This window comes from Nocardia salmonicida NBRC 13393, assembly GCF_001613085.1.
GTDB lineage: Bacteria > Actinomycetota > Actinomycetes > Mycobacteriales > Mycobacteriaceae > Nocardia > Nocardia salmonicida.
Genome location: NZ_BDBR01000004.1, coordinates 340,969 through 355,009 on the forward strand (window position 1 = coordinate 340,969; position 14,041 = coordinate 355,009).

Here is a 14,041-nt window from a genome sequence, read left to right on the forward strand (position 1 = left end):
GGTGCTCCAGCCGGCGTCCTCGCCGTCGTTCTTGGCGGTCTCGGCCTGCAGCTTCAGGATCTGGGTCATGGTGTTCACCTCCCTTCGAATAACTGGTGCTCACTACATTTCGTGAACATTGGTGCAGTTCTGGACACTCCAGGTGCTCCAGCCGCCGTCCTCGCCCTCGTTCTTGGCGGTCGCGGCTTGCAGCTTCAAGATCTCGACCATGGTGATCACCTCCCTTCAGGTGTATTCGGATCGTCCGGGGCTCACTGCATTTCGTGGCCGTTGGTGCAGTTGGCCATGCTGAGGGTGCTCCAGCCGGCGTCTTCGCCGTCGTTCTTGGCGGTCTCGGCCTGCAGCTTCAGGATCTGGATCATGATGTTTCACCTCCTCTGGGATGTGGTGGGGTGTGTGGTCCGGTGGTCGTCTACCGCTCGACGGGCTGGGCTACTGGTGCAGGCACGGCCGCGTCGAGGGTGAACAACGGATCAGGGAAGCCGGTCAGGGCGTGGTGCAGGGCCAGTAGGACACCCGCCGATCCGGTCGCCAGGTCGGCACTGAGTCGTTGACCGTGTCCGCCGAGCCAGCGCACGCCGGTCTCACCGGGAATCGCGTATTTGAACAGTGCGGTCAATCGCGACCCCGCACCGGCCGGGAGGTCGGCTCGAATTGCGGAATCCGCTTGTACCAGAGCCATTCCCGCTTGCCCATGGAAGAGTCCAGGAGCAGCCGTGAATCGGATACTCAGCGCTCGCAGGCAACCGCGAAAGCTGTCCGCCAGCTCCGGCTCGTCGTAGTTGTTCAGATACCGAGCGAGCACCTGCGCATAGCCTGCGCTCCCGGATGCGAGGTAGGGCATCACGCGGAGGTCGCGCTGCGAGGCGCGAAAACCCAGGGCGTCCACCGGGATCGGCTCAGCATGGACGAGTTCCTCGCGCAGCAGCCGCAGGCCGCGCTCGAAGTGGTGCTGCTCGCCGGTGAACGCGGCCAGATAGTACAGCGCCAACGCGACACCGGGGCGGCCGTGCACCAGCCCGGAAGCATTGTCGGCGCCCAGCAGGGGAACCAGATCCTCGGGCAACCCGCTGAGCAGTCGGTGGGCGTGTTCGAGGTGGGCGAAGTCGCCGGTCCGATGGTGAAATGCCAAGTGCGCCATGGCAACACCGGCCGCACCTCCGCCCCAGGTGGCAGATTCGGTACTCAATCGATGCTCGCTCGCGGCAGCGAGCAAGGTCAAGCCTGCCTCGCGTTCACCGAGATCGTCGAGGACCCAGGCGATTCCGGCATTGCCGAACAGCAGGCCGGGGCAGGTGTCGCCGCGGGCGGCCAGGGATTCATCGCGTAATCGCGTGACCACCGCCGGGTCGATGGCGCATCCCGCCAGTCGCAATGCGTGCAGCACGCCTGCCGTACCGTGGGCGATACCGCGCGTATTGGTCCTGTGTCCCTCCGGCCCGAAGGGATACGGATCGGACGTCTGAACCAGCGCATCAGCGGTGCGGTCGCGCAGCCAGTGCAGCGCGGCAACGGGGTCGGCCCGTACAGCACCCGGATCCGGCAGACTCGGCCCGTGTTCGCTGCCCCGATAGCGCACTACCGCGTCCCACAGCTGCCGCGGTGGTGCCGCCAGTTCAGTGAGATCGGCGAGGAGATGGTCCAAGCACTGCGGTGACCGCTCGGCCACTTCGTGCATCGGGAAGATGAGCATCTGCGCGAGCGCGGCCAGCCCGTAGGAATCGACATAGCGTGGGTCGGCCTTCGAGCGCCCCGCGGTCGTTCGCAACTCCGGCGGGATGAAGCCCGGGGTGGACAGGAGTCCGAGTGGATGGTCCAGTCGCTGAACAGCTTCCACGTCGATCAGCCGCACGGTGTCGTCGTCGGCGACGAGCACGTTGCCCGGGCTGATGTCGACGAAGGCGTAGCCGAGCCGGTGCAAGGTGGCGATCTGCGCGGTGACCTGGTCGAGGATATGGCGGCACCGCTGGTAGTAGTCGGCGATCGTCGTCGCGTTCGCGCCCGCGTGGATCAGCGGTGTCGTGGCGACCATCCAGCTGGTGAGCGTGCGGCCCGGCACGAACTCGGTGACGAGGTAGGTGTGCTCCCACTCGGTGAACAACTCGACAGGTCGCGGCGCCAGTCCGGGCGCCGCCGCGTGCAGCGCGCGCAACGTCAGGTACTCCTGCTCGAGACGTCGCCGCGCATCCTGCACGCCGACGTAGCCGTTGTGGCCGCGGGCCTCCTTGACGAAACAGGCTGCCCCCTCCAGATCACGGGCCCGATAGGCGCCGCCCGCATTGCTGTGGCGCAGCACCGCCTCGAAGGTGTAACCGTGAAAGCTGACCTCGGACTCCTCGTCGAGCGGCTCCGGCGACGACGCGAACGGATCCACCACCCCGGCAGGCAAAAAGAATTCGGGACGTCGCTCGTCGGGGACCTCCGTACCGTCGACACCCCGCAACGTGGGCAACTTGGAACCGTCGGCCTGCAGTCGATAGCTCGGGCGGAACGCACCGAACCGATAGGACACACACTGTGAGCTCCCGAACCGGCGGTCGGTCAGCACATACGGTCCGGCGATGCCGGCGAGTTCCCGCTCCAGCCGCACCAGCACCTCGTGCGCACACTGCGGTGTCGGCGGATAGAGCGCACAGAATTTCCCGCTCTGCACCCGACTGCCGTGCTTGCTGTGCAACCACCCGAAGAAGGTCCGCCCGGTCAGATGCTTGAACGGCACCCCGAGCTCGCCACACACACCCGCGACGACGTCCAACACCAGATGGGTGTTGTCCAGCGAACTGGAGACATGAACCTTCCAGCCCTGATCAGGCAGTACAACCTCGGGCGGCATCCAATAGGTCCACACCCCCGATTCCCCCCGCGCCCACCCAGCCGGTGGCACTGTGGGGGCATATCGCCGACCAGGATCGGTGCGCTCGACGGGCTGGAAGTAGTCGGGGTCGGCGAGCAAGAACGCGGCGTCGTGAAGCATTGCGGTCCAACCCTTCTCAGGTAGTGAAGCCGTTCGTCGGTCGATCGAACGAACTCCAGAATGACCGCCGCACACCTCTCGCCGAATCAGTGCTCAGTCGCGGATTTCCCCTACCGCCCCACGATGACCACCCTCATCGCCCTGCGGTAGACGGCGCCCTCGCGCGGATCGAAGCGCGGTGGCTACTTCACGGTCAGGGACAGCTCGACCCGACCGTGGCTGTGGTGGCCGCACTGCAGGGAGTGGCACGGAGACGCTGGCCGTGCGCATCCGCGCTGCCGAACTTCGACGAGTGCCGCGAACTGCTCACGACCATATCGGGCAGAACACGCCAAGTTTCCGGGCACAGAAGGCCCTCCACCCGAGGTCAGAGTGGTTTTCTGTCGGGTTGACGGGATTTTGACAGGCCACCACCTGTCGCGGGTTCCAGTTGTCCGGAGATCCGGGCTGAACATGGTGTAGAGATGCGGTACCAGCCGATAACCAAAAAGGAGACATTCAACTGCTCCTTCCTCAGTTAGAGCTCCGCATCTGAATCAGCTTCGGGCTCTCCTGTGTCTTCCGGCGGCCTTCGCCCATCAACTTGTTGAACGAGGTGTGTTGTAAGGTCAGCCAGCCGATCTGTCGCATTCTCGACATCGGCGAGCGAGTAAGAATTTTCTTGGCCGTGCACAATACGATTCCACATCGCAGGAATTGTCCGCAATTCACTCATCGTTTCAATATCGAGAATCCCGGAACACTCCAACGTCTCCCGAAACTGCGAATAGCGGCGCTATCTGGATTCAGCTCTCTTTCCAGAATTCCCAGCTTACCGAGCAGATATGTCGTCAGCTCGTAAAGGTTTACGCCTTCTGAAGATTTTCAAGCGCGATCTCCGCAGAGATCGCCAATCCATTTAGTTGATCCAACAGAGCGTACTCTTCGCCCGAAAAATCGCCATCCAGAGGTTTGTAAACCAGATCATACTCAACCTCTGACCAAGGGGCCAGGTGCGATATGCGTTGGGGCGCAAGAAATTGCACACGGGGCCGCGACGGCGATTGCAGAACTATCGGGAGAGCATCCTCACGCCGTCGTCGCGCGATTACGCAAGCAACTACATGAAACAGGGCGAAGAGGTTCAACTGTCGAACAAGGAGAGCGTAGAGGCCAAAATTGCTCAGCATGCGAGCGATCCCTCGATGCGGCAGAGTCGGATAGACACTGCAGTGCAATCCAGTTGACAGGAGTCGACAACCGCTGTCCCGCACTTGCATTGATTCGCAAACTTGTTGAAGCCGAGTTCGTTTTGTGGAAGTTCCAGACAGAACTCGTCGTTACCTACCAGAACCTGTTAGGAGCCCTGAGCCCGACCCGCGTCGACCTTCAACCGGCTGCATGCGCAGTCGGCTACGGTGCGGCCGTTGCCTCGCTGACGAGGATCGTGGCGACGCGGCCCGCGTAGTCGATGACTGCGGCCGGGTCGTCTCCCGCGTCGACCCGGCGCACGCACGCGTCGACCAGCGCCTGTAGCGACGCCGTCACCAAGGCGGGATTCGTCACCGCCGCTGCGGACAGCTCCACGCGCAGGAGGTCGGCCAGTTCGGTGTGCAGTGCGATCACCCTCGCCCGCGCGGTCGCCGAGAGATTCATCCGCGAGAGCGCGGTGCGCCAGGCATGATCCCCGTCGACGGCCTGCTCGACGTTGGCGCGCACATACGCCACCACACCTGCGGCCGGTGTCGGCGCGGCCTCGACCGCGTCGCGGACCGCGCCCGTCCAACGCGGAAAGCCGCGAGTGGCCACCATCTCGATCAGATCGTCGATCGAGTCGACGTAGCGGTAGATGCTGTTGCGGGCGATTCCCGCGCGGGCCGCCACCGCCCCGGCGGTCAGGGTGGTGCCGCCGTCCTGGGTCAGGAGGAATTCGGCGCTGTCGATCAGCGCCGCGAGTACTTGGGCGCGATGCGCGCGGACGCTGTCCGCATTGATCTTGGGCATGGACTTCGGCTGCTTCCTTTCCCCGTGTCTGTTCCAGTTCGGGTGCGTGCTAACGTGCCGTCGAGCTCTTAGAGACACCATGTCTCCAAGATGGGTTCGTGTGCGGCCCGAACCTGGTCAGATCTGCGTCGCGCACCCGACGACACGGAGTTACTTCGATGAACGACTTTAGTGGGATCGACGGCTTCCTCGGCACGAGGGCATCGTTCTCGATGGACATGATGGTGACGTTGATGGTGCTGGTGGTGCTCGCCCTCGGATGGAGTGTGTACCAGGTCAAGGTCGGCCGGCGGTTCCGGCTGCACCGCGGGGTCCAGCTCGGGCTGGGTGTCGCGCTGCTGGTTGCCGTCGTGCTGTTCGAGCTGGATGTGCGCTTCAATGGCTGGCAGGAGCGCTCCGCGGGAGTCGTGGGCGGCACGGCATCCACCGCGGTGTGGATATCGCTGGTGATCCACCTGGTGTTCGCGGTCACCTCGGTGCTGTTGTGGCCGGTGGTGATCGTGCGGGCGGTGCGCAATTTCGGCAATCCGCCGCACCCGGGCGCGCACGCCGTGTGGCACCGGCGGTGGGCCGAGGTCGCGGCGATCGACATGACCTCGACCGCGGTGTCCTGCTGGGTCTTCTACTGGCTCGCGTTCGTCGCCTGACCGGCAGCGGAAGTTCGTACTTACCTGCGGACCTACGTGCGAGCCGATCCCTCATTGGCGGTCAACCTCGCGCGTCTCCAGGCCCGAGGCAGCCTGGCCGCATACATCGACCCGATGTCGAATATATTGTCGCGCAACGACTTGTTCGCCAATGCCCTGACCTGCATTGATGACATCGGATCGATACCGGCGACTCCCGGTGCCTGTTACACGCACGCGGCACCGACCCCAGTGGAGGCTCCTACCAGCTGTCACTGACCGACAGCAATCGCCTCCAAGCACAAGCGGCCATGGCCGCTGATGCACCGAAAGCGTTGGCCGCCATCGCTTCTGCCCGAGCCACCAACATTCAAGCGTGGCTTCGGATTTCACTCGTTGTGGTCGTTCATCGATCACGGACCCGCCGGCACCGGTGAACCGGCAGCGCCGATGCTGCGCCCGGGAAACGCCGGCTCCAATACCCGGCCGATCATAAGCAGGTCCTGCATGAGGCCCTCGCACGGCTGCCAAGCCACTATCCTGGCGAGTCGGGCGCAATGTGTTGGTGCGCACCGATTCCGGTGGCGGCACCCACGAGTTCCTCGACTACTGCCACCGCCGCCGGCTGCAGTACTCGATCGGATTCACCCTCACCGACGACATCGTCACCGCCATGGACACCCACCTGAAAGTCTCCGATTGGACCCCGGCCTACGACGCCGACAGCCAAGTTCGTGACGGGGCATGGGTCGTGGAGGTCACCGGCATCACCTCGCTGCCGGGTTGGCCTGCGGGTATGCGGTTGATAGTCAGGAAAGACACCAACTCCACCCGCGGTCAGCTCCCCGACCTGGAATTACGACACCGCCAACGGGCCCGCTGCGAAGACCGGATCCGCAACGCGAAAGACACCGGCCTGCGCAATCTTCCGTTCCACGGATTCGACGCCAACCGGATCTGGCTCGGGTTGGTCGCGCTCGCGATGGATCTGACCGCGTGTTGCCGAACTTTGGCCCTGCACGATCATCGGGCTCGTCGCTCGTGGAACCCAGCAGCGAGCCCGCTGCGCGGGCCGTCTGCCCTGCCTCGACCCGGAATCCTACGATCGAATCGGCAATCCGAAACCCGTCAGACCGACACGTCAGCCCGACGAAAGATCGAGGTGTGCAGCGACGGTGGCGGAAGCGGCCCCACAGAATCCCACACTTTTGGCCGGAAGCAATGGGAATTCATGCGGATCGTTGAGGAGAATTGTTTCGCGAAAGATCCGGGTATTGGGCACTATTGGCTCTGATGGGTAGGGTCTGGACAACCGGAACCCGCGGGGCGGAAATGCAGCTTGGGATTTTCGCCTGTGTCCCTGTTTGTGGTGCGGAGGAAGACAATATTGATCCGGGCGGTACGAGGCCGTCAACTCGGTGCTGTCGAGTTCGGCGGGCAGCCCGGGTGCAGCCGTAGTGTGTCGTGCCGGGTCTCGATGCCGCTGTAGCAACGCAGCACCATGTCGGCGGTGCCCGCCCGGCGTGCGCGAGGCGGAGCCGTGGCTGGTGCGGGCGATGTAGTAGTCGACCGGGAGGGGGGACGAGCTCGGTCGGTAGCGCGTGGCCGAGGTGTTCGAACACTTCGCGGAGTTCCTCGGCGGAGAACAGGTAGAACAGCATGAGAACGTCGGCCTGCTTGGAGACCCTGTAGCGATTGGTGGGGTCTTACACGTGCGCCGCGTCGATGATTGCACCCACCTGACGACCAATGGCCCGGTGGCGGAGGTCTGCGGTCCCTGGCGACGATCGCTGGCGGGTGGTCGAATCGAAAGGTCTCGTTCGACAGCGAGATGCGGACGTCGTTTCGAGCTTCTTGCGCGGCAGATGGCGACTCCGAACTCGGACATGCAGATTCTGGACGCCAGGGAGACCATATGAGAATCGATGGAGTCCTCGACACTGTAGGAGATGCGAAGTCGGTCGAAAATGTGTATGCCCCGCCGAGAGAATGTGACAAAACGACGGTAATCGGCGTCGCCACGATCTGCGGCGGTGCCGGAGGCGAGGCGGTGGGCAGGGCCCGGATGGCTCCGGCTCGGAACAAAGCTGGTCGGTGCATTCGTCGTTCGAGGTGGCTGGGTGTGGTGGCAGCCAGCGGTCGACGCGAATCGGCTGACCGTCGTTATAGGGGTTGTAGCACTCGCCATCGGCGTGCTCTGGGCGAACAGGCGTTGGTCGAGGTCCGAACTCGCCACCGGCGTCGTCGACTCCGCAAGTCCGCTCGGTACATGGTGAACATCGGTCGAGGACTGTGACGTCGGCGAAGAAGGCGGGCGCGGATTCGGCGGTCGCGTCCTGTGCGAGCACCCTCGCTGGAGATGTTCGCGTGGCCGATCTCGGCTTGTCGTCGGCGCAGGCGGCGCAGCGATTGGCCGAAGACGGCCCGAATGCGTTGCCGAAGCCTCCTCCTGTCCGCCTTCGGCAACGCGTGGGGCGACAGCTACGTGATCCGCTTGTTGTGGTGCTGTTGGTCGCGGTGGTACTGACTGCTCTGACACAGGACTGGACCGACATGGCGGTGATCCTGCTGGTGATCGTCGTCAACAGCGTTGTCGGTGTGAGCCAGGAAGTGCGGGCAGACCGCGCGATAGCTGCGTTGTCCGCGCTCACAGCTCCGGTTGCGCGGGTGGTCAGAGATGGAAGCCAATTCGAGATCCCGGCTACCGGGGTCGTTGTCGGTGACATTGTGGTGCTAGCCGAAGGCGACATCATCCCCGCAGATATCAGAGCCATCGAGACCGTGGCGATGATGGTCGACGAGTCGGCACTGACCGGGGAATCGGTGTCAGTAGACAAAGCTGCCGGTGATGACCTTTCGGCGGGAACCGTCGTCGTCCGCGGCCGAGGGCGGGGCGAGATCATCGCCGTAGGAGTGCACAGCGCGACGGGGAGGATCGCGCATCTGATGGACCGAGGCGCCGAATCTACGCCGCTGCAGCAGCGTCTGAAAGATATCGGGCGGTTGCTGGCCGGCGTTGTGGTGGCGCTGTGTGCAGTCGTGCTCGTGCTAGGGCTCATCCGTGGTGTGTCGGTGGAGTTGATGCTGATTACCGCGATCAGCCTCGCCGTGGCTGCGGTTCCGGAGTCGCTGCCCGCCGTGGTCACGCTCGGCTTGGCCTTGGGTGCTCGGCATATGGCAAACCGGCATGCGTTGATCCGCAGGTTGCCCGCCGTAGAAACCCTGGGTTCGGTCACGGTGCTCGCGACCGACAAGACCGGCACTTTGACCGAAGGGCGGATGGTCGCGCGGAAGCTGTGGACACCAGAACGGGAAGCGGAGGTTGTCGGCACCGGCTATTCTCCCGACGGCGCCGTCTACTCGGCCCAGGACCGCCTGCAGCCGGTCCACCCCGGCGATATGACAGAACTTCTGACCGCAGCGGCACTGTGCAATGACGCACGCCTGGTGAAGTCCGAACCCGATGGTTGGCGCGCGCTAGGTGATCCGACCGAAGCTGCGCTGTTGGCTGCTGCGGCGCGCCTTGGGCTCGACCACGATGCCTTGAACGCCAGGTTCCCGCGCCAGGCCGAGCTTCCTTTCGACAGTGATCGCAAGCGGATGACAACCGTGCATGAGCAACCCAACGGTGGACATCGGGTGATCTGCAAGGGTGCCCCTGAGGCGATATTGAATACGAACGTACTGCTCGACGCGGACGATGTGATCCAGAGGGCCTCGCGGTGGGCCACCGATCTGGCCGCAGAGGGGTACCGGGTTCTGGCTGTGGCCGCAGCCGACCACGCCGCCGGGCCTCGAGTCGACCACGGCCTCGAGCACCAGCTGCACCTGCTCGGTCTCGTCGCTATCGTCGACCCCCCGAGGAAGGCTGCCGTCGGCACTATCGCCGCGTGTAGGCGAGCCGGTATCCGGCCCGTGGTCATCACCGGCGATCACCCGGGTACCGCGCACTCGATCGCCGTCGACCTCGGGATCATCGGTGGCTCCGACAGCGTGGTCGACTGCCGACACCTGTCCGAGCGGCAACTGGCGGGCGGCACCGTGTTCGCTCGTGCCACGCCCGGTCAGAAGCTCGACATCATCGACGCGCTCCGGGCGGACGGCCAGATCGTGGCGATGAACGGTGATGGCGTCAACGACGGGCCGGCCCTGCGCCGTGCCGACATCGGTGTCGCGATGGGCGGGAGGGGGACCGAGGTGGCCCGTCAGGCCGCCGATCTCGTGCTCGCCGACGACGACCTGGAAACCGTCGTCGTCGCGGTGGAGGAGGGGCGGAGGGTCTACTCGAATATCCGGCGGTTCCTGGTCTATGGGCTCTCCGGCGGTGCCACGGAGATCGCTGTCATGCTCGTCGGTCCGTTCTTCGGTCTGGCTCTGCCGCTGCTACCGGCCCAGATTCTGTGGATCAATCTGCTCACCCACGGACTTCCCGGTGTCGCCATGGGAGGAGAGCCCGCCGATCCGGCGGCGATGTCTCTGCGACCGCGCCCTCCGTCCGAGAGCATTCTCGGTGCCGGACTCTGGCAACGGGTCTTGCGTATCGCCGTGGTGCTGACAGCGGTCACCTTGGGAGTCGGGTTATGGGCTTATCACACCGACCGGCCATGGCAGAGCATGGTCTTCTTCACCCTGGGCGCCATTCAATTGGGTGTCGCGCTCGGCTCGCGCACTCGGATCGGCTCGTTGGCCAATCCGATGCTGTTGGTCGCGGTCGCTACGGCGGTGGCTCTCCAACTCGCAGGACTCTATGTGCCTGCACTTCGCGAGGTTCTCGGAACCGAGCCGCTGAGCGGGTTCGAATTGCTCATCGCCGGGTCGGTGTCGATTCTCGGTTACGTCGCGGTGCGGCTGGATCGCGTCATTCATCCCAGCGCAGCGGCACGCGCGACCGCGCCGCACACGACGGTCCCGGGTTCTGCACCTATCGAAGCGAGTCCGAACACGCGCGTGATGCGCGGCCGAGGATAGGTTGCTCCTCGGGACGATATTCCTGGCCGTGCAACGGCTTTCGCCCCGCCGCGGCCGCGCTGGCGTTGGACACCGGTGTCGAAGCCGCCCTGCGGTCGCGGCCACGATCGCCGCCAACCTCCGGCCCACCGTAGGGTCCTCGACCATCTCTGCGAGGCGCTCTCGCACTCGCGCCCCTGGGAGGTCTACTCGAGCTGGCAGCGGATCAAATCGCCCACCATGATCATCGGCGCCGGGAACATCACCATCGCCCCGCCGGCCACCGTGGCAAAACCGTTCTACAACAACGTCTGTGGTCCCGGACAAGGCGTATCTGGAATCCCGAGGCGGGAGTCACTCCACACCTGTCGCGCCCAGCGAGACCACAGGTGCTCAATCACCTTCAGGGCCGCGGCGACGATCTGTTCGCCAGCGGCCCTTCGGTCTCATTTGTCCTCAGCATGAGCCGCGACTACATCGGCCCCATTGGTCCCATCGGTGGGAAGACGCCCCATTCGTGCATGAGCATCATGATGGTATGGAAGATCTGATGGATCTGATTTCCCAGCATTGCCTGATTCCTCCTCGGGCCGTGCGGAATGCACGGCTCACCATCCGACTGTGCGCGGGGCCGTGATCGGGTGAGTAGGGCCGGAATGCCCTCCCTGATCGCCACAGGTCACCAGGCGTATCGCCGATCGGCTGACAGGTCTGGATGGAGGTCACCGGTCCCGGGGCCCGGTGACGTTGGGCTCTTTCCCGGCGACCGGCCGGCGCGCGATCGTCAGTTGATTCGTTGGCTGTACCCCACAGGGGTTTCCGGTATCTGGTAAGTGTTGGTTAGCGAGTCGGTTCGGGCCATCGCCCCACGAGCTGATCCACGTTTGGATGCCAGCGCGGAGTTCGGTGATAGTGCCGACCGTGACTGTCGGCCCAGCGCGATCCAGTTGTCGACCGTGAACTCCCTCCAAGGGATCCGTCTGTCCAGGCGCCCAGATCGATCAGGCGCGTTCGCCTAATTCAGACTTTTGCGGGCCTTGCCCGATAGATCGCTTGGTCGGAAATATTCGCCGCGCAATGGCTGTCGCCCGTGGTGCTGGCCGGAAGGCTCACCCCCGCTCGCGCGGGCAGCACACTAATTCACCTGCACGTTTGCACGCCAATCACCCGATTCACATTCGCTTTCGATCAACCTCCACGACCAAACACCAACGGGTCCAACTACTCTCGCGCATGCCTCCTCCTGAAGAACCAACCATCCTTGCGGGTGAGGTTCTCGCGCGCCACTATGTCGATGGGTGGAGCGCCAGTCCTATCTCCGGTGATCTCGGGCGTAGCCGCTCGGCGGTCAGCCCGATCCTGTGCGACGCCGAGCGACTCCGTGCGCACTCCGGCGCCGACGGTACGCACACACAGGCCCAGTCGCCTACCGACGGCGCGCACGCCGAGGCCGAGCCGCCCACAGCGCGTGCGCACGCAGAGATCGGTCGTGCGCACGCAGAAACGTAGGCAGCCGGTTGAGCCAGCCAATAATTCGACGTACCCGCATGCCGCCCGCATTTTGCCGTGCCCGAGATCGATCTGCACGACCCTGTGGGATCTGTCAATCCCGTGAGCCCGACATCCACGTCGACATCGACGGCGGACGCGTCTGCCCACGCTGCGTGCTGACCTGCGCACAGTGCTACCGCTGCGGTGCCCGCTCGCTCACCCTCACCGACACCGCCGAAGCAGGCAACTGTGTTCGACCTGCGTGAGCAGGTTGCACCGTGCGGGTCCTGCTCCGACGTCACCTTCACCCGGCTACCGGTCGATACCGGTGGGTTCGTGTGCGGGATCTGCGCACACCAGCTCTACGACCAGTGCTCCCAATGCGAGCGCTACACCCTGCACAGCCGCTACGTCGTCGGCAACCAACGCGCCTGCCCCGCATGCGCACAGTTACAGCGCGCATGCCAGGACTGCGGCACGCTGATTTCCGCGCGCCGCGGCTGCGACCGTTGCGCTGATCCGCACGCGTTGTGGAACTACACCTACCGGCCCGATCCGATCTTCCATGGCACCGGGCCGCTGTTCCTCGGGCTGGAACTGGAAGTCATCGTCCCCGACGATCGCTTCGACGACGCGATCACTACCGCGACCGACGCGCTCGGTTCACTCGGGTATTTGAAGCGCGATTCCTCGATCCGGCCATCCGGTTTCGAGATCGTGTCCCACCTTCTGCTGCGTGGCCATCACCCATGGTCCGCGATCACCTACACCCTCGGCACGGTAATCGCGGGCATGGTGGCGACGGCGGTCGGGATCGCCCTGGGTACGTGGATGACATCGTGGCGCGGTGAGGAGCAGAATTGATGGTGCTATGGGTTGGGTTGGCTGGGAGTGCCGGTGCGGTGGCGCGGTTCGTTCTCGATGGGATGATCCGGTCGAGACGGACATCGGAGTTCCCGTGGGCGACGATCATCGTCAACGTGACCGGGTCCCTGCTCCTGGAGTTCATCGCCGGGCTGGTCCTGTTCCACGGTGCGCCGGGTTCGGTTCAAACAATCGTGGGCGTGGGGTTCTGTGGTGGGTACACCACCTTCAGTACCGCCAGTTTCGAAACAGTGCGATTGATCCAACGCCAACGCTATCGAGCCGGCCGCGGCAAACGCGTTCGGAACGTTGGCGCTGACCGTCCTAGCGGGCGCAGACGGACTGGCATCGGCCGGATGGTGAGGAGAAGACAATGAGCGAATCCCAGCATCGGCAACCCGGTGACCGAGACTGGCGAGAGCCATTGCGCGTGGACGGCCCCTCAGGACCGGCAGTCCCGGCGACCCATGTCGTGGTCGGGTTCGACCGGCACAACGCCAGCCATATCGCGCTCGACTACGCGATCGGGTTGGCTGCCGCGCTCAATGCGTACCTGCATGTCGCCCACGTCATCGATACCGACGACCTGCCCATCGACCCCGATGCCGCCGATTGGGACCGCGCGATCGCCGAGGTCGTCGAGCGCGAACGCGCGTACGCGTGCTCGATGCTGGCCGCACTGCCCGGCAACTGGTCCTACCACGCACATCGAGGCAACCCCGCGCATCTGCTGGGCTCGATAGCCGACGCCAACGACGCGGCGATGATCGTGATCGGCGCCCCACGCCACGGCTTAGCATCGCTGTTCGAGCGTTTACTCGGGGAGTCGGTGTCGGCCCAGTTGATCCATCACGGCCAACGGCCCGTGGTGTTGGTTCCCGAACACAGCCCCGCCTCGGCCTGGCTGTCTCGGCCAGCACGGTGAACCCGCCCAAGCGTCTCGAACCACCGAGAATCCGCCCGCCGATGAGCGCGTAGCGGATGGGTCCCCCCATGCCAGCGGAAGCGGCAGGTGGGGTGTGCCCGCACGCGGCTCCGGGCTGTGACGGCCTCCGCCGCCCGTGGTGAGACCAGCAAAACACCTCGATCGACTGATTCACACACCCGACCAGACACGCGCGTCGTCCGTCAAGTGAACGCAAAATCAGCTTCGGCA

7 protein-coding genes and 2 pseudogenes are annotated in these 14,041 nt (G+C 64.6%); 7 read left to right on the top strand and 2 right to left on the bottom strand.

Going from position 1 to position 14,041, the window contains the following annotated elements; translation table 11 throughout:
- Positions 1-412: 412 nt before the first annotated feature.
- Both lanKC and NS1_RS05540 read right to left on the bottom strand, forming a co-directional pair.
- A complete protein-coding gene (lanKC, locus tag NS1_RS05535) occupies positions 413-2,974 on the bottom strand; it encodes a class III lanthionine synthetase LanKC (protein ID WP_062982218.1) in 2,562 nt (853 codons plus the stop codon).
- 1,392 nt (positions 2,975-4,366) lie between these two features.
- Positions 4,367-4,957, bottom strand: coding sequence for a TetR/AcrR family transcriptional regulator (locus NS1_RS05540; RefSeq protein WP_062982220.1), 591 nt, complete (start codon positions 4,955-4,957; stop codon positions 4,367-4,369).
- A gap of 158 nt (positions 4,958-5,115) precedes the next feature.
- Between NS1_RS05540 and NS1_RS05545 the strand changes: the two genes are divergently transcribed.
- From NS1_RS05545 to NS1_RS05575, 7 genes and pseudogenes are all read left to right on the top strand, one after another.
- Positions 5,116-5,604 carry a DUF420 domain-containing protein gene (locus NS1_RS05545; RefSeq protein ID WP_063816075.1) on the top strand — a complete coding sequence of 163 codons (489 nt, stop codon included), beginning with the start codon at positions 5,116-5,118 and terminating at the stop codon, positions 5,602-5,604.
- Between the two features lie 342 nt (positions 5,605-5,946).
- Positions 5,947-6,634 (top strand): annotated as a pseudogene (locus NS1_RS41515) (transposase); the annotation flags it as partial.
- Between the two features lie 1,241 nt (positions 6,635-7,875).
- On the top strand, positions 7,876-10,551 hold the full coding sequence (locus NS1_RS05560) for a cation-translocating P-type ATPase (protein ID WP_255284433.1): 2,676 nt from the start codon (positions 7,876-7,878) through the stop codon (positions 10,549-10,551).
- Between the two features lie 75 nt (positions 10,552-10,626).
- Complete coding sequence (locus tag NS1_RS42615; protein ID WP_444980717.1) at positions 10,627-10,995, top strand: poly(ethylene terephthalate) hydrolase family protein; 369 nt, start codon at positions 10,627-10,629, stop codon at positions 10,993-10,995.
- Positions 10,996-12,270: 1,275 nt separating this feature from the next.
- Entirely contained in the window at positions 12,271-12,885 is a 615-nt protein-coding gene (locus NS1_RS05565; RefSeq protein WP_062982229.1) for a hypothetical protein, read from the top strand.
- A pseudogene (gene crcB, locus NS1_RS05570) lies at positions 12,885-13,248 on the top strand (fluoride efflux transporter CrcB). The gene NS1_RS05565 and the pseudogene crcB overlap by 1 nt, the downstream one beginning before the upstream one ends.
- 10 nt (positions 13,249-13,258) lie before the next feature.
- Positions 13,259-13,810: a universal stress protein gene (locus NS1_RS05575; RefSeq protein WP_062982232.1), complete on the top strand. Its 552-nt coding sequence runs from the start codon at positions 13,259-13,261 to the stop codon at positions 13,808-13,810.
- Positions 13,811-14,041: the final 231 nt, after the last annotated feature.

Excerpts from the sequence above, each read along its gene's own strand:
- lanKC (WP_062982218.1), bottom strand. The coding sequence starts at position 2,974 with ATGCTTCACGACGCCGCGTTCTTGCTCGCCGACCCCGACTACTTCCAG.
- NS1_RS05575 (WP_062982232.1), top strand. The coding sequence starts at position 13,259 with ATGAGCGAATCCCAGCATCGGCAACCCGGTGACCGAGACTGGCGAGAG.
- NS1_RS05545 (WP_063816075.1), top strand. The coding sequence starts at position 5,116 with ATGAACGACTTTAGTGGGATCGACGGCTTCCTCGGCACGAGGGCATCG.
- NS1_RS05540 (WP_062982220.1), bottom strand. The coding sequence starts at position 4,957 with ATGCCCAAGATCAATGCGGACAGCGTCCGCGCGCATCGCGCCCAAGTA.